The 17,771-nt window shown below is 67.7% G+C and carries 20 protein-coding genes; 17 read left to right on the top strand and 3 right to left on the bottom strand.

All coding sequences use genetic code 11. From position 1 onward, the window contains the following. The first annotated feature begins 6 nt into the window (after nucleotides 1–6). The 8 genes from B841_RS08325 to B841_RS08290 all read left to right on the top strand — a co-directional run bounded on the left by B841_RS08325 (nucleotide 7) and on the right by B841_RS08290 (nucleotide 5,939). Nucleotides 7–654: a ribonuclease HII gene (locus tag B841_RS08325; protein ID WP_020935048.1), complete on the top strand. Its 648-nt coding sequence runs from the start codon at nucleotides 7–9 to the stop codon at nucleotides 652–654. Beyond that, complete coding sequence (locus B841_RS08320; RefSeq protein WP_020935047.1) at nucleotides 651–956, top strand: DUF2469 domain-containing protein; 306 nt, start codon at nucleotides 651–653, stop codon at nucleotides 954–956. Before B841_RS08325 ends, B841_RS08320 begins: the two co-directional genes overlap by 4 nt. 23 nt (nucleotides 957–979) lie before the next feature. Beyond that, on the top strand, nucleotides 980–1,444 hold the full coding sequence (locus B841_RS08315) for an SRPBCC family protein (protein ID WP_052337743.1): 465 nt from the start codon (nucleotides 980–982) through the stop codon (nucleotides 1,442–1,444). A gap of 159 nt (nucleotides 1,445–1,603) precedes the next feature. Further along, nucleotides 1,604–1,999, top strand: coding sequence for a YraN family protein (locus tag B841_RS08310; protein WP_020935045.1), 396 nt, complete (start codon nucleotides 1,604–1,606; stop codon nucleotides 1,997–1,999). Beyond that, nucleotides 1,986–3,506: a YifB family Mg chelatase-like AAA ATPase gene (locus B841_RS08305; RefSeq protein ID WP_020935044.1), complete on the top strand. Its 1,521-nt coding sequence runs from the start codon at nucleotides 1,986–1,988 to the stop codon at nucleotides 3,504–3,506. The genes B841_RS08310 and B841_RS08305 overlap by 14 nt, the downstream gene beginning before the upstream one ends. After that, nucleotides 3,503–4,672 carry a DNA-processing protein DprA gene (gene dprA, locus B841_RS08300; RefSeq protein WP_020935043.1) on the top strand — a complete coding sequence of 390 codons (1,170 nt, stop codon included), beginning with the start codon at nucleotides 3,503–3,505 and terminating at the stop codon, nucleotides 4,670–4,672. The genes B841_RS08305 and dprA overlap by 4 nt, the downstream gene beginning before the upstream one ends. A gap of 20 nt (nucleotides 4,673–4,692) precedes the next feature. After that, nucleotides 4,693–4,929, top strand: coding sequence for a DUF5808 domain-containing protein (locus B841_RS08295; RefSeq protein WP_020935042.1), 237 nt, complete (start codon nucleotides 4,693–4,695; stop codon nucleotides 4,927–4,929). A 59-nt stretch (nucleotides 4,930–4,988) separates the two neighbouring features. Next, the gene (locus B841_RS08290) at nucleotides 4,989–5,939 is read left to right on the top strand and encodes a tyrosine recombinase XerC (protein ID WP_020935041.1); all 951 of its coding nucleotides are present in this window, start codon (nucleotides 4,989–4,991) and stop codon (nucleotides 5,937–5,939) included. Here the strand turns inward: B841_RS08290 and B841_RS08285 are convergent. Beyond that, nucleotides 5,936–6,430 (bottom strand): M23 family metallopeptidase, encoded by a 495-nt coding sequence (locus B841_RS08285; protein ID WP_020935040.1) that lies wholly within the window; start codon nucleotides 6,428–6,430, stop codon nucleotides 5,936–5,938. The genes B841_RS08290 and B841_RS08285 overlap by 4 nt on opposite strands. Nucleotides 6,431–6,808: 378 nt before the next feature. On the opposite strand from B841_RS08285, the gene rpsB reads away from it, so the two are divergent. The 5 genes from rpsB to B841_RS08260 all read left to right on the top strand — a co-directional run bounded on the left by rpsB (nucleotide 6,809) and on the right by B841_RS08260 (nucleotide 11,383). Next, nucleotides 6,809–7,720 carry a 30S ribosomal protein S2 gene (rpsB, locus tag B841_RS08280; protein WP_020935039.1) on the top strand — a complete coding sequence of 304 codons (912 nt, stop codon included), beginning with the start codon at nucleotides 6,809–6,811 and terminating at the stop codon, nucleotides 7,718–7,720. Nucleotides 7,721–7,895: 175 nt separating this feature from the next. Further along, nucleotides 7,896–8,720 carry a translation elongation factor Ts gene (gene tsf / locus B841_RS08275; protein WP_020935038.1) on the top strand — a complete coding sequence of 275 codons (825 nt, stop codon included), beginning with the start codon at nucleotides 7,896–7,898 and terminating at the stop codon, nucleotides 8,718–8,720. Between the two features lie 254 nt (nucleotides 8,721–8,974). Further along, nucleotides 8,975–9,658 carry a UMP kinase gene (gene pyrH, locus B841_RS08270; RefSeq protein ID WP_052337820.1) on the top strand — a complete coding sequence of 228 codons (684 nt, stop codon included), beginning with the start codon at nucleotides 8,975–8,977 and terminating at the stop codon, nucleotides 9,656–9,658. 101 nt (nucleotides 9,659–9,759) lie between these two features. Continuing rightward, nucleotides 9,760–10,317 carry a ribosome recycling factor gene (gene frr / locus B841_RS08265; RefSeq protein ID WP_020935036.1) on the top strand — a complete coding sequence of 186 codons (558 nt, stop codon included), beginning with the start codon at nucleotides 9,760–9,762 and terminating at the stop codon, nucleotides 10,315–10,317. Nucleotides 10,318–10,447: 130 nt separating this feature from the next. Then, a complete protein-coding gene (locus tag B841_RS08260; protein ID WP_020935035.1) occupies nucleotides 10,448–11,383 on the top strand; it encodes a phosphatidate cytidylyltransferase in 936 nt (311 codons plus the stop codon). Nucleotides 11,384–11,400: 17 nt separating this feature from the next. Here the strand turns inward: B841_RS08260 and B841_RS08255 are convergent, their stop codons facing one another. Continuing rightward, on the bottom strand, nucleotides 11,401–11,856 hold the full coding sequence (locus B841_RS08255; protein WP_020935034.1) for a LapA family protein: 456 nt from the start codon (nucleotides 11,854–11,856) through the stop codon (nucleotides 11,401–11,403). A 105-nt stretch (nucleotides 11,857–11,961) separates the two neighbouring features. On the opposite strand from B841_RS08255, the gene rlmN reads away from it, so the two are divergent. Beyond that, on the top strand, nucleotides 11,962–13,059 hold the full coding sequence (gene rlmN, locus B841_RS08250) for a 23S rRNA (adenine(2503)-C(2))-methyltransferase RlmN (RefSeq protein ID WP_020935033.1): 1,098 nt from the start codon (nucleotides 11,962–11,964) through the stop codon (nucleotides 13,057–13,059). A gap of 131 nt (nucleotides 13,060–13,190) precedes the next feature. Here rlmN and B841_RS08245 read toward each other — a convergent pair whose 3' ends face one another. Continuing rightward, entirely contained in the window at nucleotides 13,191–13,703 is a 513-nt protein-coding gene (locus tag B841_RS08245; RefSeq protein ID WP_020935032.1) for a DUF2631 domain-containing protein, read from the bottom strand. Nucleotides 13,704–13,908: 205 nt separating this feature from the next. Between B841_RS08245 and dxr the strand changes: the two genes are divergently transcribed. From dxr to ispG, 3 genes are all read left to right on the top strand, one after another. After that, nucleotides 13,909–15,093, top strand: a complete 1,185-nt coding sequence (gene dxr, locus B841_RS08240) for a 1-deoxy-D-xylulose-5-phosphate reductoisomerase (RefSeq protein ID WP_020935031.1) — start codon at nucleotides 13,909–13,911, stop codon at nucleotides 15,091–15,093. 29 nt (nucleotides 15,094–15,122) lie between these two features. Continuing rightward, nucleotides 15,123–16,334, top strand: coding sequence for a M50 family metallopeptidase (locus B841_RS08235; protein ID WP_020935030.1), 1,212 nt, complete (start codon nucleotides 15,123–15,125; stop codon nucleotides 16,332–16,334). A gap of 213 nt (nucleotides 16,335–16,547) precedes the next feature. Further along, nucleotides 16,548–17,714, top strand: a complete 1,167-nt coding sequence (gene ispG / locus B841_RS08230) for a flavodoxin-dependent (E)-4-hydroxy-3-methylbut-2-enyl-diphosphate synthase (RefSeq protein WP_020935029.1) — start codon at nucleotides 16,548–16,550, stop codon at nucleotides 17,712–17,714. Nucleotides 17,715–17,771 lie beyond the last annotated feature (57 nt).

The following is a 17,771-nucleotide window of genomic DNA, read 5'->3' as shown; positions in this document are numbered from 1 at the left end:
CGCACCGTGCGACGTCTGAAGCACCTGCGCACCTACGAGGTGGCGCTGTCGAAGGCCGGCCTGGGCCCCGTCGCCGGGGTCGATGAAGCCGGCCGCGGGGCCTGCGCCGGGCCGATCACCGTCGCCGCCTGCATCCTGCCCGAGCACCCCATCGAGGAACTGGCCCGGCTGACGGACTCGAAGAAACTCTCGCCGGCGCTGCGCGAAAAACTCGCCCCCGCCATCCGGCGCCACGCCCTGGCGTGGGCGGTGGTGTCCATCGACGCCGCCGCCATCGACGCCCGCGGCATCCAACCCGCCAACCTCGACGGCATGCGCCGCGCCGTCGCCCGCCTGGACACGCGTCCCGGGTACGTGCTCACCGACGCCTGGAAAATCCCCGGATTGCCCGTCCCGCACCTGCCGATCGTCGGGGGAGACGCGGCCACCCGCTGCATCGCGGCCGCCAGCGTGTTGGCCAAAGTCGCCCGCGACCACGCCATGGTGGAACTGGCCGTCGAACATCCGGCCTACGGCTTCGACGGGCACAAGGGATACTCCACCCGAGCGCACCTGGCTGCGGTGCGCCGCCACGGCGCGAGTCCGGTCCATCGCTACACTTATGCCAACGTCGTTAAGGCGCACCAAGACTTTTTGAAGGAGGCCAGCCCGTGAGCGCTGAGGAGCTCGACAACTATGAGGCCGAGGTGGAGCTGTCGCTCTACCGCGAATACCGGGACGTGGTCAGCCAATTCTCCTACGTCGTGGAGACGGACCGCCGCTTTTACCTGGCCAACGCCGTCGAGCTGATCCCGCACACCAACGGCTCCGACGTCTACTACGAAGTACGCATGTCGGACGCCTGGGTGTGGGACATGTACCGGTCCGTGCGTTTCGTCCGCTACGTGCGCGTGATCACGTACAAAGACGTCAACATCGAGGAACTGGACAAACCCGACCTCATCATGCCGGAATAGCGGACCCGCCTTCCGACGACGCCGTGACCGCACACCGACACACCGCCCCCGAGCCAGGGGAGTCCGCCGCCTTCCACTTCGAGACCACCTGGCGGATCGCAGCGAGCCGACGGCGGGTGTGGGACGTGTTGTCCGACGTCTCCTCCTGGCAAGACTGGTGGCCCGGGCTCTCCTATAGCCGACGAGACGGCGACCACGCCCAGCTGGTGGTGCGCAGCCCCCTGGGATACCGGCTGCGTTTCACCCTGGCCCTGCTGGCTTCAGACCCGCCCGAGGACGCCCGCTTCGGCGTGGCCGGTGATCTGCGCGGCATAGGCCACTTCACCGGCGTGCCCGACGGCGACGGGACCCGGGTGCAGATCGTGTGGTGCGTGGTCACCCGCCGCCGACTGGTGGGGCTGCTGCGGCCGGTCGCCAGGTGGGCGCACGGCGCCGTCATGCGCGCCGGGGAAAAGGGGTTGCGCACCGCGATAGCACACCGCGGATAAACGACGACGGGCGCACCCGCCCACTCTGTGGACAACCCGCGGCGCGGCGCACTTGTCCACAGTCCGCCCAGACCGGGCCGAGGCGAGGGCGCGCCGCAGGGGAGAGTGGCTCAGTGAACACAGCGACACCGACACGTTCACTGAAACGGGGGACCCACCATGACCACACCACACTCCACCGGCGCCACCCGCCCGCGGCGGCGTTCCGCCCGCCTTGGCGCCCGGGGCGAAGACTACGCCGCCGGCTACTACATCCGACGCGGCGCCCGCGTCCTCGCCCGCAACGTCCGCTATCCCGTGGGCGAACTCGACCTGATCGTCGAAGAGGCCGACCGCACCATCGTCTTCGTCGAAGTCAAGACCCGCTCCGGCCACGGCTACGGCGGCGCCGAAGCAGTCACCGGACGCAAACTCGCCCGCATGCGCCGGGCCGCCGCCCGCTGGCTCGACGGGCGCACCTTCCAACCCGTGCGCTTCGACGTCCTCGCCTTGACCGTCCGCGGCCGCAGCTTCGACGCCGACCTCTACGAGGGAGTCGAACATGGCGCTTGGTAGCACGCTCACGACCGCCCTCGACGGCGTCGCCGCCCGCCCCGTCACCGTCGAAGCCAACATCGGCCCCGGACTGCCCGGAATTCACGTCGTCGGCCTCGGCGACGCCTCCGTCCGTGAATCCCGCGACCGCATCCGCACCGCCGTGGCGAACGCCCGCCTGGACTGGCCCAAAACCAAGATCGTCATCTCCATGTCCCCGGCCGCGATGCCCAAGTCCGGCTCCCACTTCGATCTACCCATCTCGTTGGCGGTGCTCTCCGCCCGACACCCGGGCGCAGCCCACCGACTCGCCGAGGCGCTCGTGCTCGGGGAGCTGGGCCTCGACGGCTCCGTCCGGCCCGTCACCGGGGTGCTGCCCGCACTGCTCACCGCCCGGCGCCGCGGCATCCGCACCGTGCTCATCCCGCCCGGCAACGCCGCCGAAGCGGCCTTGGTCGACGACGTGGACGTGCGCTGCGTGCCCAGCCTCGCCGCCGCCTGGGACTGGGCCACCGGGGTAGGCGAGCTGCCCGCCGCCCGCCCCGCCCGTCGCACGACGCCCACCCCGCCCGGACTGGGCGACTTCGCCGACGTCGCCGGCCAGCAGGAAGCCCGCTTCGCCACCGAAATCGCCGCCGCCGGCGCCCACCACATGCTCATGATCGGCCCGCCCGGCTCCGGAAAATCCATGATCGCCCAGCGCCTGCCCGGCGTCCTGCCCGCCCTCACCGGCCACCAGGCGGTTGAAGCCACCGCCATCCACTCCGTCGCCGGCGCCATGGAACCCGTCGTCCACCGCCCGCCATTTATTGCCCCGCACCATTCCGTCACCCGCTCCGCACTGCTCGGCGGCGGCTCCGGCAACCCCCGACCCGGCGCGATCAGCCTCGCCCACCACGGGGTGCTCTTCCTCGACGAGGCCTCTGAAATCCCTGCCCGCACCCTCGACAGCCTGCGCACCCCGCTGGAGCACGGCCGCGTCAAACTCAGCCGGGCCCGCAACGAAGTGATGTTCCCCGCCCAGTTCCAGCTCATCCTCGCGGCCAACCCGTGCCGGTGCGGGGCGGAGGAACCCGCGGCCTGTCGCTGCACCGCCAAGGAACGCGCCACGTATCTGGCGAACCTGTCCGGGCCGTTGCGCGACCGGCTCGACATCGGGGTGCGGATGCATTCCGCCGGCGCGGTCCTGCGCACCGAGGGCGCCGAAGATTCCGCCGCCATCGCGGAACGGGTGGCGCAGGCCCGGGAACGCTCCTGCCTGCGGTGGTCGCGCCACGGCCTGGGGGTCGAGGCCAACGCCCACGTCGAGTCGTCCTACCTGCGCCGGCACGCCCCGGCGGACGACGCCGCCATGGCCCTGCTCGGCGCTTACCTGGCCGCCGGCGACGTCAGCCAGCGCGGCGTGGACCGGGCGCTGAAAGTGGCCTGGAGCATCTGCGACGTAGAGGGCGGCGCAACGCCCACCCTCGACCACGTGGCCCGGGCCGTGGAACTGCGCGCCGGGACGGCAGTGGAGGTGCCGGCATGAGCGTCACCCGACAGGCGTGGGCGTATCTCAACCGGGTGGTGGAAGGCCCCAGCCGGGCGCTGCAGGCACACCTGCAGGCGGGACGCGACGCCGAGGAACTCGCCCGGGGCATACGCGCGCGGGCCTCGTGGCTGGGGCCGTTAGGCCCGGAGACCGAAGCCCGCCACGCTTGGCAGCGCTCCGAGGAAGACCTCGCCGCCGCAGCGCTGGTCGGTGGCCGACTGGTCACCCCGGACGACGCCGAATGGCCGGCAGACGCGCTCGACCACGCCTTCGGCTTCGCCGCCACCGGCTTAAGCGAGCATCTGCGCACCTACCAGTCCGATGCAGTGGCCCCGCACGGGTTATGGGTGCGCGGCCCGGCGCTCACCGGGGCGTTCGCCCAGGCGGTCGGCGTAGTCGGCACCCGGGCAACCAGCGCCTACGGCAGAAAAGTCACGGCCGACCTCGTCCGCGGACTCGCCCCCGCCCAATGGACGATCCTCTCCGGCGGGGCCCTGGGCGTGGACGCCGTCGCCCACGAGACCGCGCTGTCCGTCGGCGGACGCACCGTCGTCGTCGCCGCCTGCGGCCTGGATCAGACCTACCCGAAGACACACCGCGATCTGTTCGCCCGCATCGTGGATTCCGACGGCGCCGTGATCACCGAATATCCGCCAGGCACCACCCCGCAACGCCACCGCTTCCTCACCCGCAACCGACTGGTCGCAGCACTGAGCGCCGGCACCGTGGTCATCGAAGCCGGGTGGCGCTCCGGCGCCTTGAACACCCTCAGCTGGGCCGAAGCCCTCGGCAGAATCCCCATGGCGGTGCCCGGGCCCGTGACCAGCGCTGCCTCCTCCGGCTGCCACGCCCGACTCCGAGAACACCGCGCCCAGCTGGTCACCAGCGCCGACGACATCCGGGCCTTGCTCGAGGCCCTCGGCTCCGTGGACGCCGAATCCCAATACGAACTCGCCTTCGCCCCGGACCAGATCCAGCAGCTCTCCCGCAACGAACTCCGCGTCTACGACGCGCTGCCGCTGCGAGGCGGCGCCGACGCCGACCGCATCGCCACCGCCGCGGGCCTGCCGCTGCCGTTGACGATCCACCTCCTGCTGGATCTGGAACGCCGCGGCATGCTCATCCGGGAGGGAAACGACTGGCGGCGCGCCGGGTTAGGATAGCGAGGAAAAAGGGGGAGAAGGTGAAGGAATCGTCGGCTGGCCAGGCGGCGCGCCGGAGGCGGGCCACAGATCTGACCGGGGACGCCGGAAATTACCGGTGGAAGATCTTTTATGCCAACCCGGAGGACGAGGCGTTCTTCGTGCCCATGCGCTACGGCGGCGGGATGGACTTCAACTATGCGCGGTGGCCGGGCAAGCTCATGGTCGCCCCAGTCATGATTGGGCTGGGGTGGATTCTGTTGTCCCGGTTCTTGTGAACGCCAGCGTCGATCCTGTCGTCACACGAGTACACTCCTGTCACATGGGAGCACAGGAGATGGGCGAGCACGAGACGACGTCGCTGGACGGATCCGACGGATCCCGCAACCGGCAGATGGTGGAAGCGATCGAAGATTTCGCGGAACATCAGTCACTGGTTCTCGGCCGTTCCCCAGCCACGGTGAAAAGTTATCGCTCGGACTTGCTCGACATGGCGGAGCACATCCCCACCTTCACACAGTTCACGATCAACAAACTTCGCTCCTGGCTGGGCCGTTCCGTCGCACAAGGCAAGGCGCGGTCCACGCTGGCCCGCCGGACCGCCGCGGTGCGGGCGTTTTCCAAGTGGGCGCTGCGCCGGGGGCACATCTCCGCCGACGCCGCGGCCCGGTTGGCCACGCCCAAACTGGGCCGCAACCTTCCTTCGGTGCTCACCGCGGATGACGCTGAAAGCGTGGTCACCCGCCCGTTGGCCGCCGACGGCCCCGCCGAACCCGAGGCCTTGCGCGACGCCGCGATGTTGGAGCTGCTGTACGCCACCGGCATGCGCGTCGCCGAACTCTGCGGACTCGACCTGGGCGACGTGGACCTTGACCGGGGCCATGCCCGGGTCACCGGCAAAGGCAACAAGCAACGCGTCGTCCCCTTCGGCGCCTCCGCCGCCGACGCCGTCAAGCAGTGGCTCGCACATGGGCGCAGCCCGCTGGTCTCCGCCAACACCACCGGGGACGCCTACCAGGCTCTGTTCTTGGGCGCCCGCGGCGGGCGCATAGATCAGCGCCAGGTGCGCCGCATCGTCGACAAGATCGCCGCGGAAACCGGGACCGGGGACCTCACCCCGCACGGGTTGCGGCATTCCGCGGCCACCCATCTGTTGGAGGGCGGCGCCGATCTGCGCGTGGTCCAGGAGCTGCTGGGGCACTCCTCCCTGCAGACCACCCAGCTCTACACCCATGTCTCCGCCGAGCGGCTCAAGGAAGTGTTCAAGCAGGCGCATCCGCGGGCTTAAGACACGGGCTTGAGGCGAATCGTGGGGGATTCGAGCAACGATAACGGGTTGAGGTAGACGTCCGGGCCGGTGCGCGCGCCCCAGTGCAGGCCGTCGTGGCCGCTGACCGGAGCGGCCAACGTGCCGATCACTTGCCCGGCGGTGACGCGCTCGCCTTCCGTCACCCGGGCGTGGACCGGCAGGTAACTGGTGCGCACCCCGTCGGCGTGATCCACGGAGACCGAAGGGGTGCCCGCGACGACCCCGGCGAAGGCGACGGTTCCGTCTTCCGCGGCGAGCACGTCCTCGCCGACGGCCAGCGCCAGATCCACGCCACGGTGCCCGCGATGCCAGTTGCGTTCCGGGATGTCCGCCGGGCGCAGCACCCCGGTGGCGCGGGAATCGCCGGTGCTCGGGTCGATGTAGGCGTGGGCGAGAAGGGGAGCGGTCGTCACCGTCAACGCGGCGGCGAGCAACAGGGCCAGGGCGACGGGGTGCGGAAGTCGGTGCATGCCGCCAGCGTGACGGATAGGACGACGGCCCGGCCCGGGCGCTAGGGGCGGGCTGTGGAGAAAGTGGCGGGTGGGGTGACACGGGACGGCGCCTGTGGATGACCTGCGCAGACGGTTTGGCGTAGGGGGCAAAACCCGATATTGTGGGCTCAGCAGTGTGTCTCCAGCGATGGAGGGGCGCTGACTACGCGCGGCGAAAGACCTGTTGCACAGGCATCGCCGCCGACGAGGTCCCGCACCCTCGAGGATTCAAGGGCGCGGGTGTCGGCGGAGATTTCGTCGCCAGGGCGTAGGCAAACCCCATGCCGCAAGGCGGGGGTAAAAACCTGCGTACACCATTGAAAACCTAAACCTTCACTCTTTAAGGAGAGAACCCCCATGGCAGTCGTAACCATGCGCGAACTCCTCGACGCCGGCGTCCACTTCGGACACCAGACCCGTCGTTGGAACCCGAAGATGCGTCGTTTCATCTTCACCGACCGCAACGGCATCTACATCATCGACCTGCAGCAGACGCTGACCTACATCGATCAGGCCTACGAGTTCGTCAAGGCCACCGTCGCCCACGGCGGCCACATCCTGTTCGTCGGCACCAAGAAGCAGGCGCAGGAAGCCGTCCGCGACGAGGCTGAGCGCGTCGGCATGCCGTACGTCAACCACCGTTGGCTCGGCGGCATGCTGACCAACTTCCAGACCGTCTCCAAGCGTCTGAAGCGTCTGCACGAGCTGCGCGCCATGGACGAGGCGGAGGACGGCTACAAGGGTCGCGGCAAGAAGGAAATCCTGATGCTGACCCGCGAGCGCACCAAGCTCGAGCGCGTTCTCGGCGGCATCTCCGACATGACCAAGACGCCGTCCGCCCTGTGGATCGTCGACACCAACAAGGAGCACATCGCCGTCAACGAGGCGCACAAGCTCAACATCCCGGTCGTCGCCATCCTGGACACCAACTGCGACCCGGACGTCGTCGACTTCCCGATCCCGGGCAACGACGACGCCATCCGCTCCGTCAAGGTCCTCAGCAAGATCATCGGCGAGGCCGTCATCGAGGGCAAGCGCGCCCGCGAGGAGCGTCAGCTGGCCGCGGCCAAGGAAGCCGCCGGCGACACCGACGAGAAGGCCACCGCAGAGGCTGAGGCCGCTGCCGAGGCCGTCGCCGCCGCCGACGCTGAGGCCGCCGCCCCGGCGGAGACCGAGTCCCGCGAGAAGGCCGAGGACATCGCTGAGACCGTTGCCCCGAACGAAGAGGCTGTCCCGCCTCAGGCCGAGGCTCCGGCCACCGAGCAGTAAAACCCCCGGCGCGCCCATCACGGTGCGCCCGCAGCCAGCCCCCGGACTGTTTCACCTCCCGCCCTCGCGGCGGACAGGGGAGCAGCCGGGGGCTGGCCCAATCTCGGCGAGATCATTCTGCGTCGAGTAGTCTTTTCCAACGAATACCGTTCCTATACGAGGAGGACCGCCCCCAATGGCGAACTACACTGCTGCAGACGTCAAGAAGCTGCGCGAGATGACCGGCTCCGGCATGATGGACTGCAAGAAGGCTCTCGAGGAAACCGGCGGCGACTTCGACAAGGCCGTCGAGGTTCTGCGTGTGCAGGGCGCCAAGGACGTCGGCAAGCGTGCCGACCGTAACGCCCTGGAGGGCCTGATCGCCGTCTCCGGCAACACCATGGTCGAGGTCAACTCCGAGACCGACTTCGTGGCCAAGAACGCCGACTTCGTCGAGTTCGCCGCCAAGGTCGCCGAGGCCGCCGCCGCCGCCAAGGCCAACACCCCGGAGGAGCTCAAGGCAGCCACCCTCGACGGCCAGTCCGTCGAAGACGCCGTCACCGACATGTCCGCCCGTTCCGGCGAGAAGCTCGAGGCACGTCGCGCCGTCACCGTCGAAGGCGAGAACATCACCTCCTACCTGCACCAGCGTTCCGCTGACCTGCCGCCGGCCGTCGGCGTGCTCGTCGCCTACAACGGCTCCGGCGAGGAAGCCGCCCAGGGCGCGCACCAGGTCGCTCTGCAGATCGCCGCACTCAAGGCCCAGTACCTCACCCGTGAGGACGTCCCGGCCGAGGTCCTGGAGAAGGAGCGCTCCGTCGCCGAGCAGATCACTCGCGAAGAGGGCAAGCCGGAGCAGGCCATCCCGAAGATCGTGGAAGGCCGCCTGAACGGCTTCTACAAGGACGTCGTCCTGCTGGAGCAGGCCTCCGTGTCCGACTCCAAGAAGACCGTCAAGCAGGTCGCCGACGAAGCCGGCGTGGAGATCACCCGCTTCGAGCGTTTCGAGGTCGGCCAGTAGCACTTCCGGCCCCTGACCTGACGCCTGCCCAGGCCGCCAGGTGAACACACCCCACGTGCGTCGCAGAAAAAGCGACTCACGTGGGGTTTGTCGCTATAAAGGCACCATTGGCGCTAAGATGATCACGACCAGAAGGACCGTCGCCACCGCAGCCGAATCGACGGCGGGCGGTGCGACACTACCCACAAGGAGACACCCCGGTGACCACCGCACCCGAGTCAGCGAATCAGGCAACGAACGGCTATAAGCGTGTGATGCTCAAACTCGGGGGTGAGATGTTCGGCGGGGGCACCGTGGGCATCGACCCGGACGTCGTGGAAAACGTCGCCAAGCAGATCGCGGAGGTCGCCCGCACCGGCACCGAAATCGCCGTGGTCATCGGCGGCGGCAACTTCTTCCGCGGCGCCGAACTGCAGCAGCGCGGCATGGATCGCGCCCGCTCCGACTACATGGGCATGCTCGGCACCGTCATGAACTCCCTCGCGCTGCAGGACTTCCTGCTGCAGGAGGGCATCGAATGCCGCGTCCAGACCGCCGTCAACATGGCCCAGATCGCCGAGCCCTACCTGCCGCTGCGCGCCTCGCGTCACCTGGAGAAGGGGCGCGTGGTCATCTTCGGCGCGGGCATGGGCATGCCGTATTTCTCCACGGACACCACCGCCGCCCAGCGCGCCCTGGAGATCAACTGCGACGTCCTCTTCCTGGCCAAGGCCGTCGATGGAGTCTACGACTCTGATCCGCGCGTCAACCCGGACGCCCAGCTCCACAAGGAGATCACCCACCGTGAGGTCATCGAGAAGGGGCTGAAGGTCGCCGACGCCACCGCCTTCAGTCTCTGCATGGACAACGACATGCCGATCCTCGTGTTCAACCTGCTCACCGAGGGCAACATCGCCCGTGCGGTGCGCGGCGAAAAACTCGGCACTCTGGTCGCCTAAACGTCAGTCACCTGCTCGAAACTGATAGATTTGTACGAACAGCACGCGTAAAATCCGGTCTGTTTCTGCAAAGAACGAACACCAACCTGTAAGGACCCCACATGATCAAGGACATTCTGGACGATGCGGCCACGAGCATGGCCGCCTCCGTGGACCACACCCGTGAAGAGCTCGTCACCATTCGCACCGGCCGCGCGAACCCGGCCATGTTCAACAGCCTCGTCGCCGAGTTTTACGGCCAGCTGACCCCGATTCCGCAGATGGCGTCGATTTCTGTGCCGGAGCCGCGCATGCTGCTGATCAAGCCTTACGACCCCTCCTCGATGAGCGAGATCGAAAACGCGATCCGCAACTCCGACCTCGGCGTCAACCCGACCAACGACGGCCAGGTTCTGCGTGTGACCATCCCGCAGCTGACCGAGGAACGCCGCAAGGACATGGTCAAGCTGGCCAAGAGCAAGGGCGAGGACGGCAAGATCGCCGTGCGCAACATCCGCCGCAAGGGCATGGATTCCCTGAAGAAGCTCCAGAAGGACGGCGACGCCGGCGAGGACGAGGTCAACGCAGGGGAGAAGGACCTGGACAAGGTCACCAACGACTACGTCTCCCGCATCGACGACCTCGTCGCCTCCAAGGAAGAGGAGCTGATGGAGGTCTAGCACCTTCACTCTGCGCCTGATTTGCGCCCGCCGCCGGATTAGCATTCCCACCCCGGGGCGGGCGACAATACTATCTGACCTAAAAACAGCCGATCAGCTTGGACGGCACCATGACCCGCAGGAGGACCACATGGGCGTAGCCGATGGCCCCGACGCCTCCCGCGTCGGCCGCATCGGGCTTTTCCGCCGATCGCGCTCAGGACAGGGCAACCCCGACGATCTGCCCAAGCCGAAAAAATCGGCCGGCCGTAACCTGCCCGTCGCCATCGCGGTGGGCGCCGCCCTCGCCGCGGTGGTGCTGCTGTCGGTGTGGATCGGACCCGTCGCCTGGTACCCGCTCGTGGCCGTGGCCATGGGTTTCGCCATGTGGGAAGTCTTGGGTCAGCTGCGGGACAAGGGTTACCGCCTGCCCATGTGGCGGATGATCGCCCTCGGCCAGGCCATCGTCTGGATTTCCTGGCCCTTCGGGGCGACCGGCGTGGTGGCGGTCTTCGCGCTGTCGGCGATGGTGGCGATGTTCAGCCAGCTCTTCCGCTACGGTCGCAAAGCCCCGCCGCAGAATTACCTGCGCGACACCGCCACGGCCGTGTTCATCCTCGCCTGGATTCCGCTCTTCGGCTCTTTCGCGGCGATGCTGTCGTTGTTCGAGTCGAACGGCGTCCCCGGCGGGCTGTACATCATCACTTTCATGCTGTGCGTCGTGGCGTCGGACACCGGCGGATACACGGCCGGCGTGATGTTCGGCACCCACCCGATGGCCCCGGCCATCAGTCCGAAGAAAACCTGGGAGGGCTTCGCCGGCTCTCTTGTCGCCGGGGTGCTCGCCGGGGCACTGGCATTTCAGTTCCTCATCCACGAGCCCTGGTGGCTGGGCCTCGTGTTCGGTGCGCTGCTGGTCGTCGCCTCGAGCCTGGGAGACCTGGTGGAGTCACAGTTCAAACGCGAGCTGGGCATCAAGGACATGTCTGGCCTGTTGCCGGGGCACGGCGGTTTCATGGACCGGCTGGACGGGATGTTGCCGTCGGCGGCCGTCACCTGGATCTTTTTCACCCTCGTCGTCCTCTGAGCCACGCCGCGGTCCCGCTACCTGTACTTCGCGGCCTTTTTCGCCTGCCGACGCAGCTCGAATATGCGCCAGCCGCCGACGAGCGCGGTGATCAAAGCACCGGTGATCGCGGCGAACAGGTAGGCCACGCCCGCCGGGAAGTTCCAGGACCAGGCAAACAGGTTCATCTCGACCTGTTGCTGATTCTGCAGGATGAACACCAGCAGCAGGATCAACAGCAGCGCCCCCAGAATCAACGCCACCCACGCGCCCCCGGCGAGGGACCCGCGGGGCGCGCCGTCGCGGGGTACGTTGTCCCGCTCCGGTTGCGCAGGAGGCTCCGGAGGCACGTCGATCTCGGCGGAGGCGGGGGCCACTTCAGCGGGCATGGCGTCCGGGGTGTATTCCGCCGAAGGGTTGGTCGAATCAAAGCCGTCGCTCGGGCCATGTTCGGACCGGTCGGCGCTGTGGGGCTGATAGTCACGTCGTTCCATGCCCCCATTTAATACCTTTTGAGGCGATTGTGCCGTTGACAGAAGGACGTGGAGAGGTCAACAATTGGGTAACCCCAGGTGAAACATGCAAAGATGGGAACCGTTATGGCTGAACCAGTAAAATTGCAATTCATTGCACCGAAGCGCGGCATGCCGCGCAAGCATTTCGCCGACCTGACCCACCAGCAGCGCGTCGACGCGCTCGCGGAGCTCGGCCTGCCCAAATTCCGCGTCAACCAGATCGCCAAGCACTACTACGGGCGCTTTGAGGCTGACCCGTCTACGATGACCGACCTGCCGGAGGACAAACGCGCACTCGTCGCGGAGAAGCTGTTTCCGGTGCTCATGGATCCGATCCGTGTCAAGGAGACTGACGACGGGGCCACCTCGAAGTCGCTGTGGCGGCTCAACGACGGCACCCTGCTGGAGTCGGTGCTCATGCGCTACGCCGACCGCACGACGCTGTGCATCTCCTCCCAGGCGGGCTGCGGCATGAACTGCCCGTTCTGCGCCACCGGCCAGGGCGGGTTGGACCGCAACCTCTCCACCGGCGAGATCGTCGAGCAGGTGCGCCACGCCGCCGCCACCATGGAGGCCGAGGGCGGACGCCTGTCCAACATCGTGTTCATGGGCATGGGGGAGCCGCTGGCCAACTACAAGCGGGTGCTGTCCGCAGTCCGCCAGATCACCAGCCCGGCCCCGGACGGCTTCGGCATTTCCGCGCGCAACGTCACCGTCTCGACGGTGGGGCTGGCCCCGCAGGTGCGTCTGCTCGCCGACGAAGGGATTCCGGTCACGCTGGCCGTTTCCCTGCACACGCCGGACGACGAGCTCCGTGATGAGCTCGTGCCCATCAACAATCGTTTCTCGGTGGACGACATCCTGGACGCCGCCGTCTACTTCGCGGACAAGACGGGGCGCCGCATCTCCATCGAGTACGCCCTGATCCGCGACATCAACGACCATGACTTCCGCGCAGACATGCTGGGCAGGAAGCTCTACGAGGCATTGGGCCACCGGGTGCACGTGAACCTGATCCCGTTGAACCCCACCCCGGGATCCAAGTGGGACGCCGCGCCGAAGGAACGCCAGGACGAGTTCGTCCGCCGTGTCCGCGCCCAGGGGGTCACCTGCACCGTCCGCGACACCAAGGGTCAGGAGATCGCCGCCGCCTGCGGCCAGCTCGCAGCTGAAGAGCAGTAGGCCCCTGTTCCTCACCCCCGCTCCGCGTATCGACGGAGTGGGGGTGAGACCTCAGCAGGGCAGAGAAGAGACAAAGAAACCGTCCGGCGCCGAAATTTCGGCGCCGGACGGTTGTCGTGGCTGATCAGCGTTTAGCGGAAGGTGTCCTTGACGCCTTCTGCGGCGCCGGAGCGGCCGGCGTCCAGGTTGGCGGTGGACTGGACGGTGCCCTCGGTCAGGCCCGGGGTCGCGCGCAGGTGCTGGACGCGGGCCGGATCGATGTTCATCGAGCGCAGCTGCGAGTCGCTCAGGGTGGAGTAGGCGCCGGAGAGCGTCTTCTGGTCGTAGGTCCAGTCCGGCTCCACGTGGCCGACCGGCTTGTTGTGGCCGGTGAGGGTGCGGGTCTGGCTCCACTTCGGCTCGAAGGCGAAGAGCAGCAGCCCGATGGCGATCAAGGCGGTGAGGACGAGGATCCAGATGGTCTCGACGTGGCCCTCATGGTTGCCGAAGAGGAAGGCGAGCATGATGAACACGCTGATCCAGCCGGTGATCTGAATCGCGGGGCGGGACAGTTCGCTCCAGCCCCAGCCGGCGGACGGAACATCCTCCGTGGAGACGCCGTCGTAAATCTCGGGTTCCTTCTTGTGGGACGCGGTCGATGCCACCTCAAACTCCTTACGCTGATCACTCCTGCCCGGCCCGCCCGGAAGGTGGACGGGGGAGAAGTAATACCGATACTTAATTACCTATTCTTGCATAACCATGTCCGACTCGGAGACCTACCCCACCCGCTCGGGTGCAAACCGAAGGATGATGGCGGGGGTCACCAGGTGCGGACGCACCGGGAGGGGACATGACAGAATAGGGGTCGTGAGCAACCCCAACACTACCGGCCCTTCCCGCGTCCTGATTCTCGGGTCGACGGGCTCCATCGGCACCCAGGCGCTCGAGGTCATCGCCGACCACCCCGACCGCTTCGACGTCGTCGGCGTCGCGGCGGGAGGCTCCGACCCGGACCTGATCATCGCGCAGGCCCGCGCTTTGGGGCTCAAGCCGGAGCAGGTGGCCGTCGCCAAGCGGGAGGCCGCGCAGGCCGTCGGCCGGGCGCTCGGCGGCGAGGTCATCGCCGGCGAGGACGCCGCCCGCACCCTGGTCGAGACGACTCCCGCCGACACCGTCCTCAACGCCCTGGTCGGGTCATTGGGGCTGGCCGCGACGCTGGCGACCATCGAATCGGGCGCCACGTTGGCGCTGGCCAACAAGGAGTCGTTGGTCGCCGGCGGGGATCTGGTGATCTCCGCCGCGCGCCCGGGCCAGATCGTGCCCGTCGACTCCGAGCACTCCGCCATGGCCCAGTGCCTGCGCTCCGGCACGGCGGAAGAAGTCGAGCGGCTGGTGCTGACCGCGTCCGGCGGGCCGTTTCGCGGATGGAGCAGGGAGCAGATGTGGGAGGTGACCCCGCAACAGGCGGCCCAGCACCCGACGTGGTCGATGGGGCAGATGAACACCCTGAATTCCGCGACGCTGATCAACAAGGGCCTGGAGCTCATCGAGGCGAGCCTGCTGTTCGGCATGGCGCCTGAGCGCATCGACGTCACCGTGCACCCGCAGTCGATCATCCACTCCATGGTCACCTTCGTCGACGGCGGCACCGTCGCGCAGGCCTCCCCGCCGTCGATGAAGCTGCCGATCGCGCACGCGCTCGCGTGGCCCTCCCGGGTGCCGAAGGCCCAGCCGGCCCTCGATTTCGCCCGGGCCCACGACTGGCGCTTCGAACCGCTTGACGACGAGGCTTTTCCCGCCGTCGGGCTGGCCCGCCACGTCGCGGCTAAACGCGGTTCTTACCCGGCGGTGTACAACGCCGCCAACGAAGAGGCCGCCGCGGCCTTCCTCGCCGGACGCATCGCCTTTCCCCAGATCGTCGACGTGGTCGGTGAGATCGTGACTTCTGCCGACGAATTCGCGGGTGTAGCCTCAAGCGTCGACGACATACTCACCGTCGAGGCGGAAGCCCGTCGCCGCGCGAACGCGCTCGTTGACACGCTGACCCGCTAAACCACCCCCAGACTTATACGAGGAGCTTCGTGGGCGCTTACCTGCTCGGAGTCCTGCTTTTCGCGCTAGGCATCGCCGTGACCATCGCGCTGCACGAGGCGGGGCACATGCTGACGGCGCGTGCCTTCGGCATGCGCGTGCGTCGATATTTCATCGGCTTCGGCCCCACCCTCTTCTCCAGAAAGAAAGGCCACACGGAATACGGCGTCGCGGCGGTGCCCTTCGGCGGGTACTGCGAGATAGCCGGCATGACCGCGCTCGACGAGGTCACCGAGGAGGAGGCTCCGCACGCGATGCGCACCAAGCCCGCGTGGCAGCGCATCGTCGTCCTGTCCGGGGGAGTGGCGGTCAACCTGCTGCTCGGTCTGGTCGTCATCTACGGCGTCGCGGTCGCCTCTGGCATCCCCAACCCGTATGCGGACACCCGCCCGGTGGTCGGTGAGGTGGTGTGCACCTCCGATCAGCGTGCCGACGGCGCCCTGTCCGAGTGCTCCGGCGCCGGGCCCGCCGGTGACGCCGGCGTCGAAGAGGGCGACCGGATCCTGGCGCTCAACGGGGAGGAACTCGCCGACTTCCATCAGCTGCGCGATACCGTGCTGGAGCTGCCGGGGGAGACGGTCACCCTGACCGTGGAGCGCGGTGAGCGGGTCTCCGAGATCCCCGTCGAGTTGGATTCGGTGACGCGGTACACCACCTCCGGCGACACCTATGAGGCCGGTTCCATCGGGTTGGCGAGCAGCCCCGTCGCCGACGCCGTCCGGCAGTTCGGCCCCGTGGAGGCGGTGCCCGCCACCTTCGCCTACACCGGCCAACTGTTGCAGGCCACGGTGGAGGGGGTGCTGCAGCTGCCGGCGAAGATCCCGGGTGTGGTCGCGGCCATCTTCGGCGCGGAGCGTCAGATGGACGGGCCGATGAGCGTGGTCGGCGCCTCCTTCATCGGCGGCGAGTTGGTGGAGCGTTCCCTGTGGGACTCCTTCTGGCTCATGCTCGCCTCGTTGAACTTTTTCCTGGCGCTGTTCAACCTGTTGCCGCTGCCGCCGCTGGACGGCGGTCACATCGCCGTGGTCATCTACGAGAAGATCCGCGACGTCTTCCGCCGACTGCGCGGCCAGACCCCCGGCGGGCCGGCCAACTACGAAAAGCTCATGCCGGTGACGATCGTGATGGCGGCGCTGCTGATTTCGCTCGGCGGCGTCGTCCTGATCGCGGACGTGGTCAACCCTGTGCGGCTCTTCGGCTGACCTCCGTTGCGGGGTCTGCCCCGTGCCTGCGAAGGCGGCGGGGACAGTCCCAGGAAACGCTCAGGGGATGACCCCGCAGATGCCAGACCCATGCGCTATAACTACGAATTCAACCGTGTAAACGTGGTGTTAGAGTAGGTGCACTGCGCGACGCCGCCCACGAACTACACTGTGCCACCAAGCACGAACACATAACTCATACGAGGAGATTTCATGGCCACACCGATCGGACTCGGTCTTCCCGACGCCCCGCCTCCGACCTTGGCTCCGCGACGCGTCACCCGCCAGCTCAAGGTCGGCGACGTGGGCGTGGGGTCGGACTACCCGGTGTCGGTGCAGTCGATGACCACCACCCAGACCCACGACATCAACTCCACCCTGCAGCAAATCGCCCAGCTGACCACCGCCGGCTGCGACATCGTGCGCGTGGCCGTGCCCAAGCCGGCCGACGCCGAGGCGCTGGAGGCGATCGCCAAGAAGTCGCCGATCCCGGTCATCGCGGACATTCACTTTCAGCCGAAGTACATCTTCTCCGCAATCGACGCCGGCGTCGCCGCAGTGCGCGTGAACCCGGGCAACATCAAGGAGTTCGACGGCCGCGTCAAGGAAGTCGCCCAGGCCGCCGGCGATGCGGGCGTGCCGATCCGCATCGGCGTCAACGGCGGTTCCCTGGATCAGCGCATCCTGACCAAATACAACGGCAAGGCGACGCCGGAGGCGCTCGTGGAGTCCGCCCTCTGGGAGGCCGGCCTCTTCGAGGAGCACGGCTTCGGTGACATCGCCATCTCCGTCAAGCACTCCGACCCGGTCCTGATGGTCGAGGCCTACCGCCAGCTGGCGGCGCAGTGCGACTACCCGCTGCACCTCGGGGTGACGGAGGCGGGCCCGAAGTTCATGGGCACCATCAAGTCTTCCGTCGCCTTCGGCGCCCTGCTGTCGCAGGGCATCGGCGACACCATCCGCGTGTCCCTGTCCGCCGACCCGGTCGAAGAGATCAAGGTCGGCGACCAGATCCTGCAGTCGCTGAACCTGCGTCAGCGCGGCCTGGAGATCGTGTCCTGCCCGTCCTGCGGCCGCGCCCAGGTCGACGTGTACACCCTCGCCGAAGAAGTCACCGCCGGACTGGAGGGCATGGAATTTCCGCTGCGCGTGGCCGTCATGGGCTGTGTGGTCAACGGGCCGGGAGAAGCCCGCGACGCGGATCTCGGCGTGGCCTCCGGCAACGGCAAGGGCCAGATCTTCGTCAAGGGCGAAGTGATCAAGACGGTGCCGGAGGCCAAGATCGTCGAGACCCTCATCGAGGAGGCCTACCGCATCGCCGAGGAGCAGGGGCTGGAAGAGATCCAGGGCACCAAGGCAGAAGTCAAGGTCACCCGCTAGACACGGGAGATCTTGTGCGTGGCAGCGTCGAAGCAGTCTTCGGCGCTGCTATTTTTA

The sequence above is a fragment of the Corynebacterium maris DSM 45190 genome (genome assembly GCF_000442645.1).
Lineage (GTDB): Bacteria > Actinomycetota > Actinomycetes > Mycobacteriales > Mycobacteriaceae > Corynebacterium > Corynebacterium maris.
The sequence above is the reverse complement of the archived record's forward strand: the minus strand, read 5'-3'. Positions and strand labels throughout refer to the sequence as shown.

What these genes read in the sequence shown, in the direction of transcription:
- B841_RS08255 (WP_020935034.1), bottom strand. Translation starts at nt 11,856, where the DNA reads ATGGAACGACGTGACTATCAGCCCCACAGCGCCGACCGGTCCGAACAT.
- B841_RS08285 (WP_020935040.1), bottom strand. Translation starts at nt 6,430, where the DNA reads ATGCACCGACTTCCGCACCCCGTCGCCCTGGCCCTGTTGCTCGCCGCC.
- B841_RS08290 (WP_020935041.1), top strand. Translation starts at nt 4,989, where the DNA reads ATGGGCGAGCACGAGACGACGTCGCTGGACGGATCCGACGGATCCCGC.
- rpsB (WP_020935039.1), top strand. Translation starts at nt 6,809, where the DNA reads ATGGCAGTCGTAACCATGCGCGAACTCCTCGACGCCGGCGTCCACTTC.
- ispG (WP_020935029.1), top strand. Translation starts at nt 16,548, where the DNA reads ATGGCCACACCGATCGGACTCGGTCTTCCCGACGCCCCGCCTCCGACC.
- tsf (WP_020935038.1), top strand. Translation starts at nt 7,896, where the DNA reads ATGGCGAACTACACTGCTGCAGACGTCAAGAAGCTGCGCGAGATGACC.
- B841_RS08310 (WP_020935045.1), top strand. Translation starts at nt 1,604, where the DNA reads ATGACCACACCACACTCCACCGGCGCCACCCGCCCGCGGCGGCGTTCC.
- B841_RS08260 (WP_020935035.1), top strand. Translation starts at nt 10,448, where the DNA reads ATGGGCGTAGCCGATGGCCCCGACGCCTCCCGCGTCGGCCGCATCGGG.
- rlmN (WP_020935033.1), top strand. Translation starts at nt 11,962, where the DNA reads ATGGCTGAACCAGTAAAATTGCAATTCATTGCACCGAAGCGCGGCATG.
- pyrH (WP_052337820.1), top strand. Translation starts at nt 8,975, where the DNA reads ATGCTCAAACTCGGGGGTGAGATGTTCGGCGGGGGCACCGTGGGCATC.
- frr (WP_020935036.1), top strand. Translation starts at nt 9,760, where the DNA reads ATGATCAAGGACATTCTGGACGATGCGGCCACGAGCATGGCCGCCTCC.
- B841_RS08305 (WP_020935044.1), top strand. Translation starts at nt 1,986, where the DNA reads ATGGCGCTTGGTAGCACGCTCACGACCGCCCTCGACGGCGTCGCCGCC.
- dprA (WP_020935043.1), top strand. Translation starts at nt 3,503, where the DNA reads ATGAGCGTCACCCGACAGGCGTGGGCGTATCTCAACCGGGTGGTGGAA.